Below are 25,669 nucleotides of genomic sequence, written 5' to 3' on the forward strand. Positions count from 1 at the left end.
TGGGCCGGGTTGAAGAGTTGCAGAGTGTTGCGGGGTGAGCACCTGGATGGGTATGTTTTTTCGCGGGTGCCGCCCAGCCGAGAATTTCCGGATGTATCCAGGCAGGCTGGTAAGCTCGCACCGATTGGCAAACAAAAAATAATCAAGGCAGGCAAAATTGCCTTTTTTGCCCCGACCGTACGCCTGAAGGAACCACGACCATGCAAATGACCACCGACAGCTTCATTTTCAATCCCTGCGACGAGGAAGAAGATGACATGGCACTGGTCTGTTGCCACGGCAGCGACGGCGACCTGTTCCTGCTGGCGCGGTTTCCCGACGAAGACGAAGTCGATATCACCTTCCGTGACGACACCATTCATGTGGCCGACACGCTGAAGGTCACGCTCAAACCCACGCAGCTGCTGGTCGAGATCGATGCCAGCTATACCAAGCCCTTTGACGGCGAAACCCACTTCGAGATCACCCACAGCACGCCTGGCGACGAACTGGCTGAGCTGGATGGGACGTTGCGCCTGATCCTGAAAGATGTGGGCAGTTATGTCAGCGAGATAGGCTGAACCATCAAGGCGCCGTCGTCTGGCTACGGTTCAAAGACAGGCCCCCCAGGGCGGCCGCCTCGCCAATCAAGCGCCAGGTAGTCGGATCCACCGGAATGCCATTGGCCAGGCGAGCAGTTGCAACACGCTGTTCTATTTCGCCGGGCAGCAGCACATCCCCCATGCCAGAGCGCGGCGGCGAGGCCTGGACGTAGGCCGCTCCTGCTTCCAGCTCGGCCTGCCACTGGTCACAACCGCCCAGGCGCGCGGGGTCGATAAGGATCGACAGCATGTTATTGATGTAGACCCCCTCCTCCATCGAGCCCTCATGCAGAGTCCCGGCACCACTCAATGCTCCGGCAAGTACGTCGCAGACAAAGGCCAGCCCTGCGCCTTTGTGATCACCAAAGGGCAGTAGCGCTCCAATCGGCGAGCGATAGACCACACCCGGGTCCAGGCTAGGTTCGCCGTGCGAATCAATCAGATAACCGGGCGGGACCTCGATGCCACGATTCATGGCGATACGCATCTTGCCCTGGGCGGCGCGGCTGGTGGCAAAGTCCAGCACCAGCGGGTGCTTGCCCTGACGCGGCACGCCCACAGCGAAAGGATTGGTGTGCAAACGGGCGTCGGCCCCCGCGTAAGGTGCCACGACCGGTGCGCCGTGCAGAACGTTGACGAAATGCACCGACACCAGACCCGCCTCGGCACATTGCTCGGCCCAATGACCGATGCGACACAGATGGTGACTATTGCGCAGGGCCATGATCAGCGAACCGCTCTGTTTGGCCCGTTCAATCCCCATGGCCATGGCTTCGCACCCCGCCGCCTGACCGAAGCCACGGCCAGCGTCGAGGGTCAGCAGGCTGCCGTTGTCCAGCACCGTGCTCACCCGGGTATTGGGCTTGACCTTACCCTCGCGCACCATCCGTGCGTACAACGGAATAAGGCTGATGCCGTGGGAGTCATGGCCATACAGATTGGCCTTGACCAGGTGATCGGCCATCAATCCGGACTCCCGTGCATCAGAGCCCAATGCGGTGAAGATTCGACTCACCCAGGCATGGAGTTCATCCCGGGGAATGCGCAGATCATCCGCCGCACCATCGGGATCAAGCTTAATGTTCTGGCTCATGCGGCGAGGACTCCGGCACTGCGCAATTCGCCTATGGCGCGGTGCAGCCGTTCTACCGTTGCGGCGCTGGGCGCCTGCAATGGCGACAGAACATCACCGCAGTCCTGATCGATCATCTTCATGGCCGCCTTGAGCGGTCCTGGATTGGCTTCGGCGAACAACGCATCGAGTAAGGGTAAAAGGCGGCGCTGAGCAGCAATGCCCGCGTCCAGCTCACCGGCCTTGAACGTTTCGTAGAGTTTGAGCCAGTAATGCGGCAGCAATGGCGACGAGGCAAGAATGCCACCCCGTGCGCCCAAAGCGGCGTGGGCCGGATAGAGCAGGTCTTCGCCGGACAGCATCTGGAAATCCGGGCTGGTCAGATTCATGACCTGATTGAAGTGGGCCATGTCGGTGTTACAGGCCTTCATGCCGAAGATCGAACCATCTGCTTCCATATCGGCAATGGTTTGCGCCTCAGTCACGATCCTTGTGCGGTAAGGCACGTCATAGAACAGAATCGGCACGTCCACGGCCTCGCGATAGGCGCGGAAATATTCACGGATGCCACCCTGGGTAGGCGACACGTAAAACGGCGTCACCGCCAGCAAGCCATCGGCACCGGCCGCCTTGAAGGCTTTGCCGGCAGTCACGGATTCGGCGAAACCAGGAGAAACCATACCGGCGATCACCGGTATACGGCCTTCGGCCACTTCTACAGTAATCGCCACGACACGTTCCCGGTCCTGAGGCGAAAGTGCCGTGTATTCACCCGTACCACCGATCGGAACCAGGCCATGTGCCCCCGCATCGATCAACATATGCAGCATTTTACGCAGGGCTTTATCGTCGACCCGACCATCAGCGGTCACCGGGGTCGGAAACGGTGGCAGGATGCCGTGCAAATGAAGTACTGACATGGGGAAATTCCTTTCAAATGAGATCAATGGGCCAGACGCTTTTTGTCACGGCCGCTCAGACGGTTGGCCAGCAGCAGAACCACAGCAATAAGGGCCAACAGCAAGGTGGACACGGCGGCGAGCAGAGGATTGACCTGCAGAATGGCGCTGTCCCACATCTGTTTGGGCAACGTGGCCTGCATGCCGCCGCTGACAAACAGCGACAGGGTCAACTCGTCGAAAGAAGTCACGAAGGCGAACAGAAAAGCCGCCAGCAAACCGCCCTTGAGCAGCGGCAAAGTCACGTGGCGCAGGGTGTGCCAACGGTTGGCGCCCAGGCTCCAGGCCGCGTTGTCGTAACGCTGGTCATAGTTCTTCAGCACTGCCATGACGCTGACCACCACATAGGGAACCGCCAGAATGGTGTGGCCCAGCACCAGGCCGGTAACGCTGCCGATCAGGGAAAGTTTGGAGAACAGGTAGAACAGCGCGACAGCAATCACGATGCGCGGCAGGATCAGCGGCGACAGTAAAAACGCCAACACCAACGCATTACCCCGCTTGAGCCCGCGCATCAGGCCGAACGCGGCCGGAGTGCCGATGAGTATCGACAACAGCGCCGTCAAAAAGGCCACCTGCACCGAACGCAACGTGGCTGCGATCCAGGCCGGTGATTGCAGATAGGCGTCGTACCATTGCAGGCTGAAACCCTTGGGAGGCCAGTCCAGCACCGGTGTTTGCGTGAACGAAATGGGCACCATGACGAACGCCGGGGCGACCAGGAAAAACAGAATCACCAGCACCACCAGCCACAGGAACCAGCGCCCGATGGGCCGTCTACGGCGCTCTGCCGAGGTACCGGCCAAAGGTGAAAGCAGGCGAATCAACAGATCACTGGCACGTCCCAGTCCTGCCAGCAGCACCCGTCCCAGACGCGACAGAACGCCCAGGCGCCGAGGCTTGGCAGAGATGCCCGAACCACCGGCCAGGGTCGACATGCCGAACACCCGGTCATACACCACGAACACCACCAGCACCGCGACCAGCAGCAGCACCGACAAGGCGCCGGCGAACTCCCAGTTCAGCAGCTCCTGCACCTGTTGAATGATCAGTTGCGGCAACATGATGTCTCTGGGGCTGCCCAGCAGTGCCGGGGTGATGAAAAAGCCCAGGGCCGTGATGAACACCAGCAGGCCACCCGCGGCGACGCCAGGCATGGACAGCGGAAAGTAGACCCGCCAGAAGGTGCTGCCGGGCGGCGCCCCCAGGGTCATGGAAGCGCGCGAGAGATTGGCGTCGATATTGTCCAGGACCGAGAGCATGGTGATCACGCACAGCGGCATCAGCGCATGCAGCATGCCGATCATCACCGCGCTGAAGTTGTACAGCAGCTCGGCAGGCGCGTCGGTCAGGCCCACCGCCTGCAACCACTGATTGAACAGACCGTTGCGTCCCAACAACACGATCCAGGCAAAGGTGCGCACCAGAAAGCTGGTCCAGAACGGCAGCATCAACCAGAACATCAACCGGGCACGGGTCTTGTTATGGGTTGTGGCGATCAGATAAGCCACCGGATACCCGAACAGGATGGCGAACAGGGTGGTCCAGCCCGCGCATTGCAGGGTAATGATCAGCACGCGCCAGTAGATATCCCGGGAAAACAGACGCTGATAGTTATAGAGGGACCACTCGCCTTTGCGAATCACGCTCAGGCCGAGGAACTCCGCAACCGGGTAGACCATCAGCAGCACCAGAAACAGCAGCGCTGGCAACACCATCATCCATGGCTTGATACGAAAAGGCCGCCGCATGGAAGCGTTGGCCAACGTGGCGTCGAGGGCGGCCTGGGTCATGCGGCCTCCTGCTTGGGCGTCACCGGCAACAACACCGTATCCGATGGATGCCAGAGCACCCACACGGCCTGGCCCGGCTGACTCGTCAGGCCTTGCTCAAAGGTCAACCCGGCCACCATCAGGTTTGCGCCGCCCGCCGTAGTGATCAACGAGCGGGTCACGCCGCCGGTAAAGATCACCTCGCTCAGAATCCCCTGAATGGCGTTAAAACCAGCCTCTGGTTCACTGGCCAGACGCATGCGTTCAGGGCGGACCATCCAGTTCAGCAGGCCGTTCTGGTTGCCCGGTGCTTGCAGCGAGCCGCCGAGTTCGACGCTATTGATGGACACCAGCGAATTACTCTGGCTGACCGCGACACCGCTGAGGATGTTCGACTCGCCGAGGAAGTCAGCGGCGAACACTGTGCGTGGGCGAAAGTAGAGATCGTTGGGTGTACCGATCTGCTCGATGTGTCCGTGATTCATCAGGCACACCCGATCCGACATGGTCAGGGTTTCCTGCTGATCATGGGTGACGTACAGGATGGTGGTGCCTAGTTGCTTGTGCAGCCGCTTGATCTCGATCTGCAACTGATCGCGCAGCTTCTTGTCCAGCGCGCCCAGCGGTTCATCCATCAGGATGATGCTGGGTTGGTAAACGATGCAGCGCGCCAGTGCGACGCGTTGCTGCTGCCCGCCGGACAGCTCGCGAGGGTAGCGCTGTGCCACATGAGGCAATTGGATCAGCTCAAGGACGTCTTTGACTTGCTTGTCGATCTGCGCCACCGGGTGCTTGCGCATGCGCAGCGGAAAGGCAATGTTCTCGGCAATGGTCAGGTGCGGGAACAGCGCATAGCTTTGGAACACCATGCCGATGTCGCGCTCGTAAGGCGGTGCGTAAGTGGCCAGGCGTCCGTCGATCCAGAGGTTGCCGCCATCGGGCTCCATCAGCCCGGCGACCATCATCAATAGCGTGGTCTTGCCCGAGCCGGAAGGGCCGAGCAGCGTGAGGAATTCGCCTTCACGCAGTTCAAGGCTGGTTTCCTTGAGTGCCACGAAGGAGCCGAAACGCTTGTGCACGCCATCGACCCGCAATTTTATAGAGGTTGCCATCGCGTCTCTCCCAAGGCTACTCAACCCAGAATCCATTCATTGAAATGATCCAGTGCCTCGCCTTTGTTCTTGGCCCAGTAGTCGTTGTCGATACCGATACCCAACTTGATGTTGTCGGGATGCGTGGCGAGATCCCGGGCACGATCCTGAGGGATGTATTTGAACGCTTCAGGCTGGGTAGGGCCGTTCATCACGTATTCGGTGAGCTTGGCCTGACGCTGCGGATCACAGGCAAAAGCAATGAACTGTCGGCAGATATCGGCTTTGGGCGTGCCCTTGAGAATCGCCCAGACATCGACGCCCCAGATGTGCTGGTTCCAGGAAATGGCCACCGGCGCACCGGCATCGCGTGCAGCCAGGATGCGCGCCACCCAGGTCGGCATCATGTCCACTTCACCGCTGCTGAACATCTGCGTGGCCTGGGCGCCCGAGGTCCACCAGGCGGAAATGTCGCCGCGAATCCTGTCCATGGACTTGAACGCGCGGTCTAGATCGCAAGGATAAAGATCACCCGGCGCGACACCATCGGCCATCAGCGCCTGCTCGACACTGTCGAACGGATATTTGCGCAAGCCGCGCCGACCGGGAAAGTTTTTCACGTCCCAGTAGTCCTTCCAGGATTGCGGGACCTTCTTGATTTTCTCGGTGTTGTAGCCGATAGCGGTGGAGTAGATATCCGAGCCGATGGCATAAGGCGTGCGGTAGTGCGCGGGAATGGTCTTGATGACGGGATGATCGTCGAGCTTGTGGGGTTCGATCAGGTTGGCGGCGGCCAACTGGTTGATGCTCGACAGGCTCATGGAACCGCCGATATCCCAGGTGTAATTACCCGTTTCCACCATGCTGCGAATTTCTGCGGTGGGCTCGGCTGCCGACGTGATACTCACGACTTCGATGCCGGTTTCTTTTAGAAACGGATCGAAAAACGATTCCTTGAAGCCCTTGGTCCAGGTCCCGCCCGGATCACGCACCATGATTCTTTTGCTCTCTGCCCGCGCAGAGCCGATGAAGTAAGGGGCCGCCGCCAGGCCGACTCCAGCGACACCAACAGTCTTCAGAAAGTCGCGGCGAGAACCGCCAGCACTGCCTGCTGTTTTTCTCGTATCAGCCATCTCACTTCACCTTTTCGCGATAAAATTTCTCCTATAGTGATAAAGGTAGCTTTTAGTAGATGCAACCGTTATTTTCGAGAAATGTTTAGCGCCGGGCATTTCAATTAACCGCCCGACAGGTCAGGAATCTGGAGGATTTGCTTTGCAAAACAGCGAGTTTATTCGTGCCGCGAGTGCCATCGTCCGGCCTGAAAACCTTTTCACTGAAGCCCGTGATCTCGACGCATTCGTCAATGATTGGCGCGATCGCTATCAGGGTCGGGCCTGTGCGGTGGCTCGACCGGGCTCTACCGATGAGGTCGTGGCACTCATGCGTCTATGCGCCGAGCACGGCGTCCCGGTTGTGCCCCAGGGCGGCAACACCGGTCTGTGTGGTGCGGCCACTCCCGACGACTCGGGTACGGCGCTGGTGCTATGGCTGGGACGAATGAACCGGATTCGCCAACTCAATGAAGTGGACGGCTGCATCGTCGTCGAAGCGGGAGCGATCCTGCAGCATATTCAGGAGTTCACCGCCGAACAGGGCTATTTTTTCCCGATGAGCCTGGGCGCCGAAGGCAGTTGCCAGATTGGCGGCAACATTTCCACCAATGCCGGCGGCACCGCAGTGCTGCGTTATGGGCCAATGCGCGACCTGGTCCTGGGCCTTGAAGTGGTTCTGCCCGACGGCACGCTATGCAATTGGCTGACCCCGCTGCGCAAAAACACCACCGGATATGACCTCAAGCATTTGTTTATCGGCGCCGAGGGCACCCTGGGGATTGTCACGGCCGCGTCCCTGAAGGTGTTTGCGGCCCCGCGCCAGCGAGAATCGGCAATGGTCAGCTTCAATCAGATCGAATCGGCACTCAGCCTGCTGACACGCCTGCGCTCGCAGCTGGGTGATCGTCTGCTGTCCTGCGAGATCATCAACCGCGCCCAGGTACAAACAGTGTTGACCCACATGCAAGGCCCGACCTGGCCGCTGTCCGAAGTGCCACCCTGGGCACTGATTATCGAGGTCACCGAAACCCTCGATAGTTACAAGCTGCGTGACGCCCTGGAACAATTGCTCGGCCAGGCTCTGGAAGATGGGATAATCGACGACGCCGTGCTGGCCTCTTCAAGTGCCCAGCAGGAAGCGCTGTGGAGCGTTCGTCACAATGTTTCCGAAGCCAACAAGCGTGCCGGTTACGGCGTGACCCACGACACCGCAGTGCCTCTCAGTAGCCAGGGGATCTTCGTGGGTAACGTCGAGCGACGGCTGGGCGAGGAATTTCCCGGCGGGCAGATGTTGATCGTTGGTCATATCGGCGACGGCAACCTTCATGTCATTCACCTGCTCGATGCGGCTGACTACCCAGGCGACGCCCTCAAGCAGGCTGCAGCCCGCATCAACCGCATCGTGGACGAAGAAACCCTGGCACTGGGGGGCGCGATCAGCGCGGAACACGGCATAGGCCAGAGCAACAAGGCACGACTCAAACACAGCAAAGGCAATGTGCAAATCGCCTTGATGAAGAGGGTGAAAGCGGCATTCGATCCTGAGTGCCGGATGAACCCCGGAAAGATCCTGGACTGACCCACTTACACACTCAGGTACTGCTGCCCCATGGACATAGATCTTGATATTGCTCGGTCACAGGCTGACTACAGCGAAATGACGGTCGACAAACCCGCTATCGACATCGGTGCGAGGTTGAACAACCTGCGCAGGGAGCGCAAATGGACACTGGTCGAGACCAGTAAACACACGGGGCTGTCACTGTCGGCTCTGTCGAAGATCGAACGCAATGAACTGTCACCGACCCTCATGAGCCTTGGCAAGATCGCCAGTGGCTTCGGGATCGACGTCGTGACCCTGCTGTCGGATGAGGACAACCCCGCTTCCCTGGGGCGGCGCAGTGTCAACCGCCACTCCCATGGTCTGGTCTCCAGCACCGGAACCTGTGAAAACATCTGGTTTGCCGCTGACCTCAAGCACAAGCGCATGCTGCCCCTCAAGACCCGGGTAACGGCAAAGGTGCCGGGTGAATATGCCGAGTGGCCGGTTCATGTAGGGGAAATCTTCGTCTACGTACTTTCCGGGCGACTGGTGGTGCATTCGCAACTCTATGCCCCGGTTTACCTGGAGCCAGGTGACAGCCTGTATTACGACTCCAGTTCCGGGCACAAATGGACCACCGAGGGCGAGACTGACGCCGAAGTGCTCTGGGTGTATGCCGGGTAGATTCGGTCGCAATCGGCGTCTCAAACCGGGCAGGAGCGACTCATTGGCGAGGGTTCGCTCCTGCATTCTTCCCGGCTTTAAACCAGCCGTGTAGGAGATTTCCTTAAGCCGTGTAGCCAAACCCTGAGTTTTCAACAAAAAACCCCGTACCCGTTAGTCGTCGCACCCCTGGATGGATTAAAGTATCGCCCCCAGCTCCGGAGTCCCCGGACACCGCGCAATACCTTGCCAGGAACCGTCACCGATGGAACATCGTGAAGCGCTCATTGCGCTGCGAACCTTTCTTTCAACGCAGATCCTCGGACAGGAAAAACTGGTCGAACGCCTCCTGATTGCCTTGCTCGCCGACGGCCACATGCTGGTCGAGGGCGCACCCGGTCTGGCCAAGACCAAGGCCATCAAGGAATTGGCCGAAGGTATTGAAGCGCAGTTCCATCGTATTCAGTTCACCCCTGACCTGTTGCCTGCCGACATCACCGGCACCGAGATCTATCGCCCGGAAACCGGCAGCTTCGTCTTCCAACAGGGGCCGATCTTCCACAATCTGGTGCTGGCCGACGAAATCAACCGGGCACCTGCCAAGGTCCAGTCGGCCCTGCTCGAAGCCATGGCCGAGCGCCAGGTCAGCATCGGTCGCAGCACGTATGAGCTGTCGCCGCTGTTCTTGGTCATGGCTACACAGAACCCCATCGAGCAGGAAGGCACCTACCCGCTGCCCGAAGCCCAGCTCGACCGCTTCCTGATGCACGTCAAGATCGGTTTCCCCGATGCCTCGGTGGAGCGCAAGATTCTCGCCCAGGCCCGCGGCGAAGCCCTGCATGGCGAGACCAAGCCCGAGCGGCGGGTCAGCCAGCAGGCGATTTTCGCTGCACGCAAGGAAATCCTCGGCCTGTACATGGCCGACGCCGTGGAGGAATACCTGGTGCAATTGGTCATGGCCACCCGCACCCCGGCCAAGTTCGACCCGGAGCTGGCCGAGTGGATCAGCTACGGCGCCAGCCCACGGGGCTCGATTGCCCTGGACCGCTGCTCCCGCGCCCATGCCTGGCTGGCCGGACGTGATTTCGTCAGCCCCGAAGACATCCAGGCCGTGCTGTTCGATGTCCTGCGCCACCGCGTGATCCTGTCGTTCGAGGCCGAAGCGGCTGGTATCGATCAGGACCGGGTGATCCAGCGCATTCTCGATGTCGTGGCCGTCGCCTGACGCCATGCACACCTTCCTTCGCCAGCCGGGTATTCGCGTCAATCTCGCCGAACTGATCGAGATGCGTCACCGCGTGCGCGAGGTGCAGCTGTTTTCCACCCCCAGTCGGCGCAGCCCGCTGATTGGCCTGCACCATTCCAAGCTGCGCGGGCGTGGTGTGGACTTCGATCAGGTGCGGGTCTATCAGGCCGGCGACGACGTGCGCAGCATCGACTGGCGGGTGACCGCACGTACGCAAGAGCCCCATACCAAGCTGTTTCATGAAGAACGCGAGCGGCCGATCTTTATCCTGGTCGAACAAAGCCGCCGCCTGTTCTTCGGCTCCGGGCAGATGTTCAAGTCGGTGCTGGCGGCCCAGGCAGCGGCGCTGATCGGCTGGGCGGCACTGGGTCATAACGACCGGGTCGGCGGCCTGGTGTTCGGTGACAACGAGCACTACGAAATCAAACCCCGGCGCAGCAAACAGAGCCTGCTGCAATTGCTCAACCGGCTGGTGCGAGTCAATCAGTCCCTGCATACCGAGATCGCCGCCGATCGCGACGCCTTCGGCATTGCCCTGCGCCGGGCTCGCGAGGTGCTGCGCCCGGGCAGTCTGGTGATCGTCCTGTGCGACGAGCGCGCGTTGTCCGATGCCGCCGAACAGCAACTGAGCCTGCTGTCGCGGCATTGCGATCTATTGCTGCTGCCGCTGTCCGACCCGCTTGACCACGCCCTGCCCGCTGCCGGGTTGCTGCGTTTTGCCGAGCGCGGCGCCCAGCTGGAACTGGACACCCTCGATCCCGACCTGCGCCAGGCCTATCGCGCCCAGGGCGAATCGCGGGTGGCTCGCTGGGACCTGCTCGCGCAAAAACTGCGGGTGCTGTTGATGCCCCTGAGCACCCAGCGCGAAATGGTCGAGCAACTGCGTGAGTACCTGAACGCGCAGAAACCGGTAAAACAGAAATGAACCCGCTGGATCAGCTGCAGCCCCTGATCGCGCCACCGCCCATCGGCTTCTGGCCGCCGGCGCCCGGCTGGTGGCTGTTATTGCTGCTGATCCCCCTGGCCGCCTGGGGCCTGTGGCGCCTGCGCCGTTTCCTGCCCGGCAAAGGCCAGGCCGCCCCCGCTGAACAGCCTCTGGACCCTGTGCGCCTGGCCGCCCTGGCCGAGCTTGAACGTTTGCCCAAACCCTATGACGGCGCCCCGGCCGGTGCCTGGCTGCAACAGATCAACGGCCTGCTCAAACGCCTGTGCCGCAACCACTATCCCTACAGCCAGAGCCACACCCTCAACGGCCGTAAATGGCTGGCCTTCCTCGACAACCGCTGCCCGGCCGCCGGGTTGACCCGCTGGATGGTCCTCGTCGAGGGCGCCTACAAGCCGGAATGCAAACTCGACGACAAGGCCATTATCGGTCTGACCCAGGCAGTCGACACCTGGATCCGCAAACATGTTTGAGTTCGCCTGGCCGTGGCTCTTCGCCCTGCTGCCATTGCCCTGGGTGATGCGCCTGTTGCTGCCGGTGGCCGACAGCGGTGAGGCGGCACTCAAGGTCAGCTTTCTCAGCGACCTCGAAGGCCTGGTCGGCCGTCGCGCCCGAGCCAACCTGCCGGCATGGCGGCAGCAGGCGCCGTTCCTGCTGCTGTGGTTGCTGTTGTTGATCGCCAGCGCCCGCCCGCAATGGCTCGGCGAGCCGTTGCCGATTGCCGCCAGTGGCCGCGATCTTTTGGTGGCGGTGGATGTGTCCGGCTCCATGGACTACCCCGACATGCAATGGAAGGACGACGACGTCAGCCGTCTGTCTCTGGTCCAGCACATGCTGGGAGATTTTCTCGAAGCCCGTCAGGGTGACCGCGTGGGCTTGATCCTGTTCGGCAGCCAGGCCTACGTTCAGGCGCCGCTGACCTTCGACCGCCGCACCGTCAGGGTCTGGCTGGACGAGGCGCGGATCGGCATCGCCGGGAAAAACACCGCCATCGGCGATGCCATCGGCCTGGCCCTGAAACGCCTGCGCCTGCGTCCGGCCCAGAGCCGGGTGCTGATACTGGTCACCGACGGCGCCAACAACGCCGGGCAGATCGACCCTTTGACCGCCGCGCGCCTGGCCGCCGATGAAGGCGTGAAAATCTACCCCATCGGCATGGGCGCCGATCCCGACAAGGAAGGCGGCCTGGGCGTACTGGGCATCAACCCGAGCCTGGATCTGGACGAACCGACGCTCAAGCAGATTGCCGACATCAGCGGCGGTCGCTACTTCCGTGCCCGTGACGGCCAGGAGATGGAAAAGATCCGCGCCACCCTCGATGCCCTGGAACCTGTCACCCAGCAACCGACCCAGGCTCGCCCGGCGCTGCCGCTGTACCAATGGCCACTGGGCGCAGCTCTATTGATGAGCCTGGTCCTGGTGATTCTCGAACGCTGGCCGAACAACGCCCTCCAGCGCCTGCTCAACCAGAAACGCTTTGTGCGTGATGGCCAGCGCTGGCGCGAACGGATCAAACGCTTGCGGAGGCGTCGATGAGCGCGCTCTGGCCGTATTGGTACCGTCCCTGGTGGCTGCTGCTATTGCCACTGCTGTGCTGGTTGCTCTGGCAACTCTGGCATCGGCAGAAACGCGCCGGCCGCTGGCAGATGATTCTGCCCTCGGCCTTTCATAGCGTGTTGCTCAATGGTGGTCGTGGCCGGGACAGCAAACTGCCATGGATCGCCCTTGGTCTGGCCTGGTTGCTAGCCTTGCTGGCCCTGCTCGGCCCGGCCTGGCAGCGCGTGGAACAGACCAGTCAGAAACCTGCCGACCCGTTGGTGGTGCTGCTGGAACTGACCCCGGAAATGCTTGCCACCGACAGCCCGCCCACGCGCCTGGATCAGGCCCGGCACAAGCTGATCGACTTGCTGCAACTGCGCAGCGACTCCCAGACCGCCATCGTCGTCTATGCCGGCAGCGCCCACACGCTGGTGCCGCTGTCCGACGACCAGGCCACCAGCCGCAACCTGCTGGAAAGCCTCAAGCCGGCGCTGATGCCAACACCCGGTCAGCGCGCCGATCTGGCCGTGCGCAAGGGCCTGGAACTACTCAAGCAAGGCGACCTGGGCCAGGGCCGCCTGCTATTGATCGGCTCGTCCCTGAGCGAACAGGAACGCCGTGGTATCGAGCAAGCACTGGACAATCAACCCGTGCCCCTGCTGATTCTCGGCATCGGCACCAGTGAAGGCGCCCCGGTGCCCCAGGACAAAGGCGGCTTCCTCAAGGATGATCAGGGCGCCATTCTCGTGCCACGCCTGGACAGTGCCATGTTCAAGGACTTTGCCAGCCAGGTCGGCGGCAACTACCGCCAGGCCCGCCTGGACAACGACGACCTGCACAGCCTCGGCCTGCTCGACGCGCCCCATGAAATGCGCAGTAATGGCCAACTTGTGCAACTGGACAGCTGGGCCGACCAGGGCTACTGGTTTCTGCTGCCGCTGTTATTACTCGCCGCCTGCGCCGGTCGCCGAGGCTGGCTGCTATGCCTGCCGCTGCTGTTTCTGCTGCCTCAGGACAGCCAGGCCTTTGAATTCCAGGACCTGTGGCAACGCCCCGACCAACAAGGCCAGCGCCTGCTGCAACGGCATCGCCCTGCACAAGCCGCGCGCTATTTCGAAAACCCGCAGTGGAAGGGCCTGGCCCTCTATGAAGCCGGGGACTACGCTGGCGCCGCTCAGCGCTTTGCCGAAGGCAACACTGCCGCCGACCACTACAATCGCGGCAACGCCCTGGCCCGTAGTGGCGAACTGGAGGCGGCGCTGGACGCCTACGAACGCGCTCTGGAGTTGCAACCCGAACTGCAACCGGCCTTGAAGAACAAGGCCCTGATTGAACAGGTGCTGCAGCAGGAAGCGGAACAATCCAACGCCAACGAGCCGGAAGACGAGGAAGAGCAGCCCGCCGAATCGGAAGAGGATGAGCAAGGCGGGGACACCAGCACTCCGTCCCAGGCCAACAGCGACACCCCACAGGATCAATCCAGCCCCGAACCTGATCAGGACACCAGCAACGGCAGCCCGCCGGACAAAACCGCAGGCAACACCTCGGCCAATTCGCCACTGGACGACAGCGAAGAAACCACCCGGCCGCCCCTGCAACCGGCCGACCCGCATATCGACGGCGAGCGGCGCCAGGCCCTGGAACAGTGGCTGCGGCAGATCCCGGACGATCCGGGCGAGCTGCTGCGCCGCAAGTTCTGGTACGAACAGCAACAGGAAAAGACCCGATGATGCGCCGCCTGTCCATTGCTTTATTCAGTCTGATGCTGAGCCTGCCGGGCCAGGCCGCGGAGCTGATCGCCAGTGTCGATCGTGCGCGCCTGAGTTCCGGTGAAACCGTCGACCTGACCCTGGAAACCAGCGATGTCACCCAGTTCGGCAAGCCCGACCTGTCGCCCCTGGACCCGTCTTTCGACGTGCGCGGCACCCGCCAGCTCAACAGCCTCAATACCCTCGACGGCGGCCAGGCCACCACGCGCTGGATCATCACCCTGCTGCCCAAGCAGAACGGCAGCGTGACCATTCCGGCCCTGCAATTGGGCGAGCTGAAAAGCCAGCCCATCGAACTGCAGGTTGTTCCGGCCGAACCCCAGGAACCGGGCAGCCAGTTGACCCCGGTATTCATCGAAGCCAGCCTCGACCAGGACCACGTCTATGTCCAGGCACAGGCCGTGCTCACCGTGCGCATCTATCACTCGGTGTCGCTGTTCGACGACAGCAGCCTGAGCCCGCTGCAAATGACCGATGCGCGGATCGAAAAGCTGGGTAACTCGCGCACCTACGAGAAGCAGATCAATGGCATTCGCCATGGCGTCATCGAAATGCGCTTCGGCATCTACCCGCAGCAAAGCGGGCAGTTGACCATCCCTGCGCAGATATTCAGCGCCACCCAGGTGCAGGATTCCAGCAGTGCAACTACAACGACCAGCTCGCCGCAGCCGGGCAAACGGGTGCAGGTCAGCTCGCCGGAACAGACCCTGACGGTCAAGGCCAAGCCCAGCGATTACCCGGCCAATACGCCGTGGCTGCCGGCTCGCAGCATTGACCTGAGTGAAACCTGGAGCCCGGAACCGGGCCATAGCCAGGTCGGCGATGCCCTGACCCGCACCATCACGCTCAAGGCCGACGGCCTGTCCAGCGCCCAGTTGCCACCGTTGCCGGTCACTGAAATCGGCGGCCTGCGCCGTTATCCCGACCAGCCGCAACTGAGCAACCAGAACAGCGAACGCGGGCTGGTCGGCAGCCGTGAAGAGCGCGAGGCCCTGGTGCCGGGTCGTCCCGGTGCCATTGATCTGCCTGCTGTCGATGTGGTCTGGTGGAACACCCTGGAAGACCATCTGGAACACAGCAGCCTGCCTGCCCGCGCCTTGCAGGTCGGCATCAACCCAAGCCTGGTGGTGGATGCGCCGGTCAGCAACGACAATAGCGGCGTCACGGTGATCGGCCCGCCGGTCTGGCCATGGCAGCTCAGTACGCTGTTTTTCATGTGCAGCACCCTGCTCGGCTTCGGCCTGTGGTGGCGCGGGCGCTGGCAACCGGCCCTGCCGCGCTCGGCCCAGACCGGCCCGAGCCCGCGCACCGTGCTCGATGACCTCAAGCGCGCGAGCCTGGCCAATGACCCCCATGCCACCCGCCAGGCCCTCGACGCCTGGGCGCGGCAACAACCGGAAACCCTGGCCGACATGGCCGCCCGCTTCGTCCCGCTGTCCGATGCCCTCGATGGCCTGAACGGCGCGCTGTACAGCGAAACCGGGCAACTGTGGCTCGGCGAAGACCTGTGGCGGGCGGTCCGTACCCTGCCTGCACTCGAACGGCCTGATGACTCGACCGGTGACAGCGGCCTGCCACCGCTCTATCCGAAATAGCTGCCATTCATCAGACACAATACAATCTCAGATTTGAAATGCAGCTCCTACAGGTCCGTGTTTGCAGCGCGCCTGCGCGCTGCAAGAAACGCAGCCTGGTCTCTTACTATTCAGACAGGCTGAACAGCACCAACAAGGAAACCCCATGCGTCTGTTTCACACCTCCGATTGGCATCTGGGCCAGAACCTTCATGGCCAGGAGCGCGACTTCGAGCACGGGGCGTTTCTCGACTGGCTGCTCAACAGCCTGAGCGAACGCAAGCCCGAGGTCCTGCTGATCGCAGGCGATATCTTCGACACGGTCAACCCGCCAGTCAAAGCCCAGGAGCGGCTCTACGATTTCATCGTCAATGCCCACGAGCGCCTGCCGCAGCTGACCATCGTCATGATCGCCGGCAACCATGATTCCGGTTCGCGTATCGAATTGCCCGCCCCCTTGATGCGCCGCCTGCGCACCCATGCCCTGGGTCGCGTGCTGTGGCTGGATGATGGCGTGCTCGATGCCGAACGCCTGCTGCTGCCGCTGCCCGCCGCTGATGGCAGCATTGGCGGCTGGTGCCTGGCGCTGCCGTTCCTGCGTCCGGCCGAAGTCACCGGCGGCGTGCTGGGGGATAACTATCTGCGTGGCATCGGCCAGGTCCATGAAGCCTTGATCGCCGCAGCGCAAAGCAAGCGTCAGCCAGGCCAGGTGCTGATCGCCATCAGCCACGCCCATATGGCCGGCGGCTCGGTCTCGGAAGACTCCGAACGCAGCCTGATCATCGGCACCGCCGAAGCCCTGCCCGCCAGCCTGTTCAGCGCCGATATCACCTATGTCGCCCTCGGCCACCTGCACAAGCCGCAACGGGTCAACGGCGAGGAGCGCATTCGTTACTGCGGCTCGCCGATCCCCCTGTCGTTTTCGGAAATCGGCTACCAACACCAGATCCTCGAAATCAACTGCCAGGACGGCCAATTGGCCAGCGTCGAAACCCGCCTGATCCCCCGCGCCGTCAACCTGCAACGCCTGGGTCCTGCGCCTTTGGCCGAGCTAATGGAGCAACTCAAGGATTTGCCGGACATCGACCTGCTCGCCGATATCGACCGCCAGCCCTGGCTGGAAGTGCGGGTGCGTCTCGACGAGCCACAACCGGACCTGCGCAACCAGATCGAAGGTGCCCTGCAAGGCAAAGCCGTGCGCCTGGTGCGCATCTCCACCGAATACGCGGGTAAAGGTGGCGAAAATGGCGGCGACGGCGAAAGCGATCTGATCGAACTCGATCAGCTTAGCCCCCAGGAACTGTTCAGCCGCGCCTGGCAGGACCACTACGGCAACCCGGTCGATGAACAGACCCTCAATGACTTCGCCACCCTGTTGCAGGAAGTCCAGCTGGAGGGAGAACAGCCATGAAAATCCTCGCCATCCGCCTGAAAAACCTCGCCTCCCTGGCCGGGCCCTTTGAACTGGATTTCACTGCCGAACCTTTGGCCAGTGCCGGGCTGTTCGCTATTACCGGGCCTACCGGTGCGGGCAAGAGCACCCTGCTCGACGCCCTGTGCCTGGCGCTGTTCGGCGCTATTCCACGGCTGAGCAATGTCGGCCAATCCAAGGTCCCGGAGATCGACGGCGACATCAGCACCAACGACCCGCGCACCCTGCTGCGCCGTGGCACCGGCAGCGGTTATGCCGAGGTGGACTTTGTCGGCATCGATCAACGCCGTTACCGCGCCCGCTGGGAAACCAACCGCGCTCGCGATAACGCCACGAAAAAACTCCAGGCCAGCCGCCAGACCCTGACCGATCTGGACAGCGAACAGATCCTCAGCAGCCAGAACAAGACCGAATACAAGAGCATGCTCGAAGCCCGCCTGGGCCTGAATTTCGAGCAGTTCACCCGCGCCGTGATGCTGGCCCAGAGCGAGTTCAGCGCCTTCCTCAAGGCCGATGACAAGGAACGCAGCGAGCTGCTGGAAAAGCTCACCGACACCGCGATCTACAGCCAACTGGGCCGCCGCGCCTTCAGCAAGGCCAGGGAAGCGGAAAAGGCCCATGACGAGCTCAAGGCCCGCTCGGCCGGCATCAGTCCGTTAAATGAAGAAGAGCGCACGGCGCTGGATCAGCGCCTGCTGGAAGAACAAGGCCAGCTCAAGACCCACCAGGCCCGGCTCAAGCAGCTCGAACAGCAACAGCAGTGGCTGACCCTGCTCGGCCAGTTGCAGGAAGCCCGGCAAGCTGCCGCCGAACAACTGCAACAGGCGCGCAACGAAGAACAGCAACAAGGCGCCGAACGCCTCAAGCTCGGCCGCCTTGAGCAACTGGCCACGCAGCGCCATCAGTTTGTTCGCCAACAGGAGCTCAATAGCCAACTCACGCCATTGGCCGCGCAGATTGACGCTCAGAACCAACAGCAACAGGCCCTGCACACCCAGCTGCAACAGCTTGAAGGCACTCAGCAACAGGCCCATGCCACGCTGGTCGACGCCCGCCAGCAACTGGCCGATGCCGCGCCGCTGCTGCGCCAGGCCTTCGACGAGCAGAGCCAGCTGGCGCGCCTGAATCAGGACCTGAGCCAGGCCGACGGCGAGCGCCAGCAACTCGACGAGCAATGCACTCAGGGCCAACAAGCCTTGCAAGGCATGCTCGACCGGCAACAGGCCAGCAGCCAGCGCCTTGAGTTGATCGCCACGCAACTGCAACAAAGCAACGCACTGGCGCCCCTGGCCGAAGCCTGGACCGCCTGGCGCGACCGCCTCAAGCAAGCGATGCTGATCGGCAACCGTCTGAGTCAGGGCCAGGCCGAACTACCGGCCCTGGAACAACGGGCCAACAGCGCCAGCGAACAACTCAATCAGCATCGCAGCGCCCTGGACCTGCTCTACCGCGAGGCCGGTGCCGAAGCCCATGCGGTGACCGAGCAGATCCAGCTGCTCGGCAACCTGCTCCAGGACAACCGCAAACAACAGCGCAGTGTCGAAGAACTGGCGCGGCTGTGGGCCCGCTTGCAGGAACTCGATTCCCGCGCCCTTGAGCTGAACCAAAAACATCAACAGGCCCAGCAGGAACGCGAACGCCTGACCGCCGAAGGCCTGCAAGCCAAAAACGAGCTGACCGTCGCCGAGCAGACCCTGAGCGTCACTCGCCAATTGCTCGAACGCCAGCGCCTGGCCCGCAGTGCCAGTGTCGAAGAGCTGCGCGGGCAACTGCAGGACGATCAGCCCTGCCCGGTCTGCGGTAGCCACGAACATCCCTACCATCAGCCCGAGGTCTTGCTCGACAGCCTCGACCGCCACGATGAGCAGGAAGAAAGCAACGCGCTCAAAGTCGTCACCGCGCTCAATGAACGCCTGAACGATTTGCGCACCCAGGTCGGTGCCCTGATCGCCCAGCAGAAAGACAGCCTGCAACAGCAGGAACAACTGGCACCACAGCAGCAGGCACTGGGCGAAAGCCTCGTCGCCCACACTCTGGGCGCCCGCCTGCTGGAACAGAACGTCAACACGCGCGAAGCCTGGCTCAATCAGCAACTGAGCCAACTGCAACACAACATCGCCCAGGACGAGCAACGGCAAAATGCCCTGCTGACCCTGCAACAGGACGCCGCGCGCCTGCAACAACAGGTGCAGGCCACCGGCGAAGCCAGCCAGTTGGCCAACCAGCAATGGCAGGATCAGCAGCGTCAACTGAGTGGCGACCGCGAACGGCTGGAACAAGAGCTGGAGGCGTTCTCTGCGGTGCTGTCTGCCGAGCACATCGACGGCCTGCGCACTCAGGCGGCGCAGACCGTGATGCAGCTGGAGCAGCAGGTCGGCGAACGCCTGGCCCAGCTCGACCAGCGCAACGACGAACAACAGGAACAGCGCGAGCGCCAGCAGAAGATCGAACTGGAACAGGCCAGCCAACAGGCTCGGGAAAAGGATCGCGCCCGGCTGACCCAACACTGCAGCGAGCTGAGCACCCGGCAACAGGCCAGCCAGCAACAACTGGCTCAGTGGCTCGGTGCCCATGTCGACGCCGAACACTGGCAACAGCATCTGCAACAGCAGGAGCAGCAGGCCCGGGAAGCCGAAAGCAGCGCCGCCCAGACCCTGCAGGACAGCCGCACGCAACTGCTGCAACTGGCCAGCGAGCTCAAGGCCAAAGCCGAACGCCTGGACAGCTTGCAACAGGAACAGCAACAACTGGTCGGCAAGATTGATGAGTGGCGCGCCCGTCATCCCGAGATGAGCGACGAGGAATTGGCCGGGTTGCTGGCCGTTGACGATGAGCAACTCAGCCAGTTGCGCCAGCGCCTGCACAACACGGAAAAGGCCATCGAGCAGTTCCAGGTCCTGCTGCAAGAGCGCGAAGAGCGCCTGACTCAGCATCAGGCCCAGCACAATGGCGACCTGCCTGCCGAGCAACTGGCCAGTGCCACCGCCGAACTGCACACACAGCTCGCCGCCAGCGAAGACCTCTGCGCCGAACTGCGCGCCCGGCAGAGCGAAGATCAACGCCGCCAGCAAGCCAATCAGGCGTTGGCACAGCAGATCGAGCAGGCCAGCCAGCAATGGCAGCGCTGGGCACGCCTGTCGACCCTGATCGGCTCGGCCGAAGGCGACCGCTTCCGCAAGATCGCCCAGGCCTATAACCTCGACCTGCTGGTGCATCACGCCAACAGCCAACTGCGCCAACTGGTAAGGCGCTATCGGCTCAAACGCGGTGGCAGCATGCTCGGCCTGCTGGTCATGGATACGGAAATGGGCGACGAACTGCGCTCGGTGCATTCATTGTCGGGGGGCGAAACCTTTCTGGTGTCCCTGGCGCTGGCTTTGGGACTGGCATCGATGGCTTCGAACACGCTGAAAATCGAGTCGCTGTTTATCGACGAAGGCTTCGGCAGCCTCGATCCCGAATCCCTGCAACTGGCGATGGACGCCCTCGACGGCCTGCAGGCTCAGGGCCGCAAGGTCGGGGTCATCTCCCATGTACAGGAAATGCATGAACGGATCCCGGTACAGATTCAGGTGCGGCGACAGGGCAATGGCTTGAGCACCATTGAAGTAACGTAAGGCCTGAAACGGTCATCGTTGGGGATTATGTGTACGCCCAACCGGGTAAACCCTGCCCAATCTTGAACGGTGGATTCTCCACCGCCCATTTCAGCGCCCGGGCATTCTCTATGGCGTGGGCAATCTCGTGCTTGCACTCGATACTGCGCGCCACCCCGCCGGCCGAGCCGAAGCCCATGCCCAGCAACGAGCCGCCGTTGATCGCCAGAGCCAACCCTGCGGTCACCCACAATTTACTGCCGCTCATGACGCACGCTCCTGCGCTGCAGGTGCGGCACGCTCAAGTTCAACCAGGGAAGCGCGTTCCGGCTGGAAAGTGTGACTTTTAAGTTGCGGACTCATGCTGGTAACAGTGACCACGGCAATGAAGACAACATAAAGAGAGATGGCAACATACGCGCCATGTTTAATGGATTGAAGGATGGCAGTGGCCATGTTGTGTAACTCCGTAGTCATGTGTTTCCAGTGGCGCCATGATCGAAGAATCACGACATTATTGAAAACGATGACTCGGCATAGCGGATATCAGTCGGCTTAATGATTGAGGCCGTTGATCAGGTCGATAGCGTGAGTATTTATAACAGGCAAAAAAAATCCCCAAGGCTGCGAAGCGATGGGGACCAAGGGAGGGAATCCAGTTTGCGCCAGGCGCTTTCGCAAGCAAGCTCACACCACAGTAATTGCATGGTCTGCCACGCAGTGGGCAGTGGTCGCAAAGACCTGTGTTAAAGCGAACATGCTCGCGAAAACGTCTGCATTGACGCTGTGATTCCTGATGTTACCGGTTCAGATTTTATTGGAACCCATTCCCAGTGATCGAAACATTCGTTGACGGGGAATGGATTCGTTCAAGGCGCTTATTCATTATTGGATCTTGTGATCCAGTGCAGCGTAGAAGTTTGCGCTTTTTTGCAGATACTGTGGGGTATAAGTTTGTGTTGCTTGTGCTTTTTTCTCGGTCACTTCGGTGCTGGCGCTGGCAGGTAATACAACGCTGGCAGAAATGGCGGAAGCGGCAATGATGGAGAAGAGATTGAAGTTCATGTCGGTATTCCTCGGTGTTGATTGTTGCGTTTCAAGTCTTGACCGTCAGGCCGTGAGAGAGAAGTTACGCTTGAGGAGCCCATCATGAAAATGCTTTGCGCATATAGCCGTTATCAATTCGATTAATACAAGCGCAAACCCGCGTGCTGCGCGGGTCTGCGACATTTTGCCGCCTGTTTTGCGCCTATTTGCCTGATAGAAATTTGAAGTCCGAGGGCGAATCGAAGTCGATTTTCTGCACCGTGTCCCCCAGCAAACCGCTTTTCGGGTCCCGTTTTACCGTGACGATGGCGTTGCTTTTCTGGTTGGCGATCAGCACGAACTTGCCGCTGGGGTCAAAACTGAACTCCCGCGGCTCCTTGCCTTCGACCGAGCGACGCTGAATCTCCTTGAGCTTGCCGCTGGCCTTATCGATGGAGAACACCAGCAACTCATTGGCATCGCCGCGATTGGCCACATAGAGGAACTTGCCGTCCGGTGAGGCGTGCAAGCCTCCCGCGCCGTTCTTCTGCGCATCGCCCTTGAGATCGACCTGCTGGGTCTGCTTGAAGGTGCCATCGTGGTATTCGAACACGGCGACCTGAGCGGCCATCTCCAGGGTCAGCCAGGCATGCTTGCCGTCGGCACTGAACAGCAGGTGACGCGGCCCGCTACCCGGCGGCAATTCGACAAACGCAACCTTCGCGGCTTCCAGAGGCTTTTCCTTGCTGCCGTCATAGCGATAGACAAACAAGCGGTCGGCCCCCAGGTCACTGGCCACCAAATACTTGCCATCCGGAGTCGGCACCGCCGAATGCACGTGGGACGACGCCTGGCGCTCGGCGTCAACATGGCTGGCGGGGTGGGTTTCGGTCTGCACCACGCCGGACAATTTCCCGTCCTTGCCTACCGGAATCACCGCCAGCACACCACCGGGCTCAGGGTGCACGGCATAGTTGGCGACGAAAAGAAAACGCTGATCGGGGCTGAGGCTTGAGTGGGTCGGTTCATCGCCACGGCTCTGCACCTGATTGATCGGCGTAACCTGATGGGTCTTACCGTCGATGGCGAAACTGCTGACCTTGCCGGTCGCGTCGGCCTGACCCGGCCCGTTCTCGTTCACTACATAGAGGTGGCGCTGATCTTTGGAGAGTGTCAGCCATGAAGGGTTTTCGCTGTCGATGACCTGGCGCGGCTGCGGGTCGAGCTTGCCGGTCTGGCTGTCGAACGCCAGCCGATAAATCCCTTTGCTGGTCCCTTGGGTGTAGGAACCTACCAGTACATCGGCAGTTGTCATGGTTTGAGCCTGGACGGGAAGTAGCGTGAAAGCGCTGGCCAAAGCCAGCCAGGGCAACAAGGGTGCATTCATTGGGGCATGTCCTTTTATTGGTGTTATGCACGACGCAGTAGTTGGGACCATGGCTGACCCCTATTAGTTTTCCGCCACCGCCTCCCGTACATCCGGCTGCAAACTGGGGATCAGCCGCGAGGCCCAGGCCTTGGCGCCCTCGACCTGACGCAACGGCTCCACCGAGACCACCGCCAGCACCAGGGCAATGATCAGCCAGGCTGTGGATAAGTCCTGCCCGGTCGGGCGCAGGCCGGTGCGCATGCGCGGCAACAACAGCAGCGCCCCGACCACAAACCAGACGGCCAGGCGCGGCAGCAGCTCCTCGCCTGTGACACCGACTTCCCACAGTGCCCACAGGGTGCTGAGCAACAGCAGCAAGGCAAACAGGCTGACGGCACAACGCCTGGCCATGAGCAGCAACACGCCGATGCTCAGCAGGCCGATACCGGACATCATGTAGTGAAACGAAGCCCCCATGCTGGCCAGGCGGGCGCCGGCGAATGCCAGCATCATGCCGACCAGCAGCAGAATCGAGCCGAAGACGACTGGCAACAGCCGGGTGCAACGCATGGGACGTTGAGTGTTCACGATGGATCTCCCTATCTATATCGAGCCGCCCGAATCCGTCGGGCGGTGACTGGCCGGGCCAGTCGTTGCAGTGTCGTTATGCAGCCAGGGCCGCACAAGAGAAAGGCAAGCACATCCGTGTGTAATGGCAGGCCAGGCCTGCTCATCGTGCCCATGCCGATCCCGTCGTCATAAAAACGCGGGACGCATGGAAATCAGATTACTACAGCCAACCGGGCAAAAAATTGATCTGGATCAACCCTGCTCGTCTTCATCCTCGGCATCGCTGGGGGCGAAAGCGTCGGCGATGCAGAGGATGCGGTGATCGGCATTACTGTCATTGATAACCCAGCTTTGCAGATCGCCATCGAAGGTCGCGGCCTGGACCTGGGCCTGGCTGAAACGCCAGACTTTGCGCTCGCGGCCGTCCATGCTCTCGATACGCAATTCATCGCCAAGGACGAAATCGAAGGCGTGCAGCCCGTCGATTTCCAGCATCTGGGCTGCTTCCAGGGCGGCCAGCAAGGTTGCGGGGGTGTCAGTCATATCAGTCATTCGCTTGGGTAAAAACGCGGATGATAGGTCAAAACACCCCATCGAGTCAGAGTTTGCCGATGCCTCCCGGCTGAAAGGCCGCTTCGCTCGGAGCGATCCCGTTGGTCAGCGGCTGACCGAATTCCCCTTGGCTGATCTCGAAGCGGTCCCCTACCTGAGTGCGGATACCATCGGCGAAGGACAGGGTCGCAGTGCCGAAGAAATGCACATGCACATCTCCGGGACGCAGGAACTGACTGTATTTGAAATGGTGGTATTCGAGGTTTTCCAGGCTATGGCACATATTGGCCTCGCCGCTGAGGAACTCCTTCTCCCACAATACCTGGCCATCACGGACGATGCGGCTGGTACCCGCCAGGTTCTGCGGCAGCTCGCCGACCCGCAGTTCCGGGCCGAAAGAGCAGGCGCGCAGTTTCGAGTGGGCCAGGTACAGGTAATTCTTGCGTTCCATGACGTGATCGGAAAACTCGTTGCCCAGGGCAAAGCCCAGACGATACGGTTTGCCGTCGTTGCCGATGACATACAGGCCGCTCAACTCCGGCTCTTCACCGGCATCTTCGGCAAAGGGCGGCACCGGGAACGCCGCGCCGGGGCGCACGATAATGCTGCCGTCACCTTTATAGAACCACTCCGGCTGCGCGCCGACCTTGCCCGCCGCCGGTTTGCCACCTTCGATGCCCCACTTGAAGATTTTCATGGTGTCGGTCATGCCCGCTTCGACCTCGCCATCATGCTGGTGCATCTTGTCCCGCGCCGAGGCGCTGCCAAGATGGGTCAGGCCGGTGCCGCTGACCAGCACATGGGCCGGATCCGGATGATCCAGCGGCGGCAGGATGCGCAACTGCTCAAGCAGTTGCGCGTAATCGTGATGCTCACCCAACCCGAGGCCATCGACCTGCCGAGCCAGGCTGACACCGGCATCGATGGCCGCCAGGGCCAGCTCGCGCACGCTGTTCGCGCCGAGTACTTCATGGACCCGGTCACCGTCTACCAGACCAACGCGACGCTGGCCATTGCTCAATTCGAACTGTACTAAGCGCATGTTCATGCTCCTTTATCACGCCGTAAACACTGGACCGGTAGGAGCGAATTTATAGGGGCTAAACTGTGGGAGCGAATTCATTCGCGAAAGCGCTGCTCCAACCGCTGAAGATGCGTCGGACGTACCGGCCTCTTCGCGAATGAATTCGCTCCCACAATTCGCTCCCACGGCCGCTCTCACAAAATCTCGTACCTCATTCAGTTATCTGCTGTTTC

Annotated in this window: 23 protein-coding genes; 11 read left to right on the forward strand and 12 right to left on the reverse strand. The window is 61.4% G+C overall.

The genetic code is table 11. The annotated features are described in order from the left end of the window. Positions 1-200: 200 nt before the first annotated feature. On the forward strand, positions 201-560 hold the full coding sequence (locus M2401_RS10430) for a hypothetical protein (protein ID WP_259102496.1): 360 nt from the start codon (positions 201-203) through the stop codon (positions 558-560). A 4-nt stretch (positions 561-564) separates the two neighbouring features. Here the strand turns inward: M2401_RS10430 and M2401_RS10435 are convergent, their stop codons facing one another. The 5 genes from M2401_RS10435 to M2401_RS10455 are packed head-to-tail and all read right to left on the reverse strand — an operon-like array spanning position 565 to position 6,608. After that, positions 565-1,674, reverse strand: coding sequence for a malate/lactate/ureidoglycolate dehydrogenase (locus M2401_RS10435; protein WP_259102497.1), 1,110 nt, complete (start codon positions 1,672-1,674; stop codon positions 565-567). Then, positions 1,671-2,573 (reverse strand): dihydrodipicolinate synthase family protein, encoded by a 903-nt coding sequence (locus tag M2401_RS10440; protein WP_259102499.1) that lies wholly within the window; start codon positions 2,571-2,573, stop codon positions 1,671-1,673. The genes M2401_RS10435 and M2401_RS10440 overlap by 4 nt, the downstream gene beginning before the upstream one ends. A 23-nt stretch (positions 2,574-2,596) precedes the next feature. Continuing rightward, positions 2,597-4,405 (reverse strand): ABC transporter permease subunit, encoded by a 1,809-nt coding sequence (locus tag M2401_RS10445; RefSeq protein ID WP_259102500.1) that lies wholly within the window; start codon positions 4,403-4,405, stop codon positions 2,597-2,599. Beyond that, the gene (locus M2401_RS10450; protein WP_259102502.1) at positions 4,402-5,496 is read right to left on the reverse strand and encodes an ABC transporter ATP-binding protein; all 1,095 of its coding nucleotides are present in this window, start codon (positions 5,494-5,496) and stop codon (positions 4,402-4,404) included. Before M2401_RS10450 ends, M2401_RS10445 begins: the two co-directional genes overlap by 4 nt. A gap of 20 nt (positions 5,497-5,516) precedes the next feature. Then, positions 5,517-6,608, reverse strand: coding sequence for an extracellular solute-binding protein (locus M2401_RS10455; protein ID WP_259102504.1), 1,092 nt, complete (start codon positions 6,606-6,608; stop codon positions 5,517-5,519). Positions 6,609-6,750: 142 nt separating this feature from the next. Between M2401_RS10455 and M2401_RS10460 the strand changes: the two genes are divergently transcribed. The 10 genes from M2401_RS10460 to M2401_RS10505 all read left to right on the forward strand — a co-directional run bounded on the left by M2401_RS10460 (position 6,751) and on the right by M2401_RS10505 (position 20,916). Beyond that, positions 6,751-8,169 carry an FAD-binding oxidoreductase gene (locus M2401_RS10460; protein WP_259102505.1) on the forward strand — a complete coding sequence of 473 codons (1,419 nt, stop codon included), beginning with the start codon at positions 6,751-6,753 and terminating at the stop codon, positions 8,167-8,169. A 30-nt stretch (positions 8,170-8,199) separates the two neighbouring features. Beyond that, the gene (locus M2401_RS10465) at positions 8,200-8,817 is read left to right on the forward strand and encodes a helix-turn-helix domain-containing protein (RefSeq protein WP_259102506.1); all 618 of its coding nucleotides are present in this window, start codon (positions 8,200-8,202) and stop codon (positions 8,815-8,817) included. Between the two features lie 244 nt (positions 8,818-9,061). After that, positions 9,062-10,021: a MoxR family ATPase gene (locus M2401_RS10470; RefSeq protein ID WP_259102507.1), complete on the forward strand. Its 960-nt coding sequence runs from the start codon at positions 9,062-9,064 to the stop codon at positions 10,019-10,021. Next, on the forward strand, positions 10,002-10,967 hold the full coding sequence (locus tag M2401_RS10475; RefSeq protein ID WP_409033904.1) for a DUF58 domain-containing protein: 966 nt from the start codon (positions 10,002-10,004) through the stop codon (positions 10,965-10,967). The genes M2401_RS10470 and M2401_RS10475 overlap by 20 nt, the downstream gene beginning before the upstream one ends. Beyond that, complete coding sequence (locus tag M2401_RS10480; protein ID WP_259102509.1) at positions 10,964-11,458, forward strand: DUF4381 domain-containing protein; 495 nt, start codon at positions 10,964-10,966, stop codon at positions 11,456-11,458. Before M2401_RS10475 ends, M2401_RS10480 begins: the two co-directional genes overlap by 4 nt. Further along, complete coding sequence (locus M2401_RS10485) at positions 11,451-12,521, forward strand: VWA domain-containing protein (RefSeq protein WP_259102510.1); 1,071 nt, start codon at positions 11,451-11,453, stop codon at positions 12,519-12,521. The genes M2401_RS10480 and M2401_RS10485 overlap by 8 nt, the downstream gene beginning before the upstream one ends. Further along, complete coding sequence (locus tag M2401_RS10490; protein ID WP_259102512.1) at positions 12,518-14,254, forward strand: VWA domain-containing protein; 1,737 nt, start codon at positions 12,518-12,520, stop codon at positions 14,252-14,254. Before M2401_RS10485 ends, M2401_RS10490 begins: the two co-directional genes overlap by 4 nt. Then, positions 14,254-15,888, forward strand: a complete 1,635-nt coding sequence (locus M2401_RS10495) for a BatD family protein (RefSeq protein WP_259102702.1) — start codon at positions 14,254-14,256, stop codon at positions 15,886-15,888. The genes M2401_RS10490 and M2401_RS10495 overlap by 1 nt, the downstream gene beginning before the upstream one ends. Before the next feature lie 145 nt (positions 15,889-16,033). Next, complete coding sequence (locus tag M2401_RS10500) at positions 16,034-17,278, forward strand: exonuclease SbcCD subunit D C-terminal domain-containing protein (RefSeq protein WP_259102513.1); 1,245 nt, start codon at positions 16,034-16,036, stop codon at positions 17,276-17,278. Then, the gene (locus M2401_RS10505) at positions 17,275-20,916 is read left to right on the forward strand and encodes an SbcC/MukB-like Walker B domain-containing protein (protein ID WP_259102515.1); all 3,642 of its coding nucleotides are present in this window, start codon (positions 17,275-17,277) and stop codon (positions 20,914-20,916) included. Before M2401_RS10500 ends, M2401_RS10505 begins: the two co-directional genes overlap by 4 nt. Before the next feature lie 25 nt (positions 20,917-20,941). On the opposite strand, the gene M2401_RS10510 is transcribed toward M2401_RS10505, so the two are convergent. From M2401_RS10510 to araD1, 7 genes are all read right to left on the reverse strand, one after another. Continuing rightward, on the reverse strand, positions 20,942-21,163 hold the full coding sequence (locus tag M2401_RS10510) for a hypothetical protein (protein WP_259102517.1): 222 nt from the start codon (positions 21,161-21,163) through the stop codon (positions 20,942-20,944). Next, positions 21,160-21,351: a hypothetical protein gene (locus tag M2401_RS10515; protein ID WP_259102519.1), complete on the reverse strand. Its 192-nt coding sequence runs from the start codon at positions 21,349-21,351 to the stop codon at positions 21,160-21,162. Before M2401_RS10515 ends, M2401_RS10510 begins: the two co-directional genes overlap by 4 nt. A gap of 429 nt (positions 21,352-21,780) precedes the next feature. Next, positions 21,781-21,960: a hypothetical protein gene (locus tag M2401_RS10520; RefSeq protein WP_259102521.1), complete on the reverse strand. Its 180-nt coding sequence runs from the start codon at positions 21,958-21,960 to the stop codon at positions 21,781-21,783. A gap of 184 nt (positions 21,961-22,144) precedes the next feature. Then, a complete protein-coding gene (locus tag M2401_RS10525) occupies positions 22,145-23,308 on the reverse strand; it encodes a lactonase family protein (protein ID WP_259102523.1) in 1,164 nt (387 codons plus the stop codon). A gap of 63 nt (positions 23,309-23,371) precedes the next feature. Continuing rightward, a complete protein-coding gene (locus tag M2401_RS10530) occupies positions 23,372-23,878 on the reverse strand; it encodes a hypothetical protein (RefSeq protein WP_259102525.1) in 507 nt (168 codons plus the stop codon). Between the two features lie 234 nt (positions 23,879-24,112). Then, positions 24,113-24,403, reverse strand: coding sequence for a DUF5629 family protein (locus M2401_RS10535; protein WP_259102526.1), 291 nt, complete (start codon positions 24,401-24,403; stop codon positions 24,113-24,115). Positions 24,404-24,458: 55 nt separating this feature from the next. After that, positions 24,459-25,454 (reverse strand): AraD1 family protein, encoded by a 996-nt coding sequence (araD1, locus tag M2401_RS10540; protein ID WP_259102528.1) that lies wholly within the window; start codon positions 25,452-25,454, stop codon positions 24,459-24,461. Between the last annotated feature and the right edge of the window lie 215 nt (positions 25,455-25,669).

The sequence above is a fragment of the Pseudomonas sp. JUb42 genome (assembly GCF_024807945.1).
Lineage (GTDB): Bacteria > Pseudomonadota > Gammaproteobacteria > Pseudomonadales > Pseudomonadaceae > Aquipseudomonas.

What these genes read in the sequence shown, in the direction of transcription:
- M2401_RS10430 (WP_259102496.1), top strand. Translation starts at nt 201, where the DNA reads ATGCAAATGACCACCGACAGCTTCATTTTCAATCCCTGCGACGAGGAA.
- M2401_RS10435 (WP_259102497.1), bottom strand. Translation starts at nt 1,674, where the DNA reads ATGAGCCAGAACATTAAGCTTGATCCCGATGGTGCGGCGGATGATCTG.
- M2401_RS10440 (WP_259102499.1), bottom strand. Translation starts at nt 2,573, where the DNA reads ATGTCAGTACTTCATTTGCACGGCATCCTGCCACCGTTTCCGACCCCG.
- M2401_RS10445 (WP_259102500.1), bottom strand. Translation starts at nt 4,405, where the DNA reads ATGACCCAGGCCGCCCTCGACGCCACGTTGGCCAACGCTTCCATGCGG.
- M2401_RS10450 (WP_259102502.1), bottom strand. Translation starts at nt 5,496, where the DNA reads ATGGCAACCTCTATAAAATTGCGGGTCGATGGCGTGCACAAGCGTTTC.
- M2401_RS10455 (WP_259102504.1), bottom strand. Translation starts at nt 6,608, where the DNA reads ATGGCTGATACGAGAAAAACAGCAGGCAGTGCTGGCGGTTCTCGCCGC.
- M2401_RS10465 (WP_259102506.1), top strand. Translation starts at nt 8,200, where the DNA reads ATGGACATAGATCTTGATATTGCTCGGTCACAGGCTGACTACAGCGAA.
- M2401_RS10470 (WP_259102507.1), top strand. Translation starts at nt 9,062, where the DNA reads ATGGAACATCGTGAAGCGCTCATTGCGCTGCGAACCTTTCTTTCAACG.
- M2401_RS10475 (WP_409033904.1), top strand. Translation starts at nt 10,002, where the DNA reads ATGTCGTGGCCGTCGCCTGACGCCATGCACACCTTCCTTCGCCAGCCG.
- M2401_RS10480 (WP_259102509.1), top strand. Translation starts at nt 10,964, where the DNA reads ATGAACCCGCTGGATCAGCTGCAGCCCCTGATCGCGCCACCGCCCATC.
- M2401_RS10485 (WP_259102510.1), top strand. Translation starts at nt 11,451, where the DNA reads ATGTTTGAGTTCGCCTGGCCGTGGCTCTTCGCCCTGCTGCCATTGCCC.
- M2401_RS10490 (WP_259102512.1), top strand. Translation starts at nt 12,518, where the DNA reads ATGAGCGCGCTCTGGCCGTATTGGTACCGTCCCTGGTGGCTGCTGCTA.
- M2401_RS10495 (WP_259102702.1), top strand. Translation starts at nt 14,254, where the DNA reads ATGCGCCGCCTGTCCATTGCTTTATTCAGTCTGATGCTGAGCCTGCCG.
- M2401_RS10500 (WP_259102513.1), top strand. Translation starts at nt 16,034, where the DNA reads ATGCGTCTGTTTCACACCTCCGATTGGCATCTGGGCCAGAACCTTCAT.
- M2401_RS10505 (WP_259102515.1), top strand. Translation starts at nt 17,275, where the DNA reads ATGAAAATCCTCGCCATCCGCCTGAAAAACCTCGCCTCCCTGGCCGGG.
- M2401_RS10510 (WP_259102517.1), bottom strand. Translation starts at nt 21,163, where the DNA reads ATGAGCGGCAGTAAATTGTGGGTGACCGCAGGGTTGGCTCTGGCGATC.
- M2401_RS10515 (WP_259102519.1), bottom strand. Translation starts at nt 21,351, where the DNA reads ATGGCCACTGCCATCCTTCAATCCATTAAACATGGCGCGTATGTTGCC.
- M2401_RS10520 (WP_259102521.1), bottom strand. Translation starts at nt 21,960, where the DNA reads ATGAACTTCAATCTCTTCTCCATCATTGCCGCTTCCGCCATTTCTGCC.
- M2401_RS10525 (WP_259102523.1), bottom strand. Translation starts at nt 23,308, where the DNA reads ATGAATGCACCCTTGTTGCCCTGGCTGGCTTTGGCCAGCGCTTTCACG.
- M2401_RS10535 (WP_259102526.1), bottom strand. Translation starts at nt 24,403, where the DNA reads ATGACTGACACCCCCGCAACCTTGCTGGCCGCCCTGGAAGCAGCCCAG.
- araD1 (WP_259102528.1), bottom strand. Translation starts at nt 25,454, where the DNA reads ATGCGCTTAGTACAGTTCGAATTGAGCAATGGCCAGCGTCGCGTTGGT.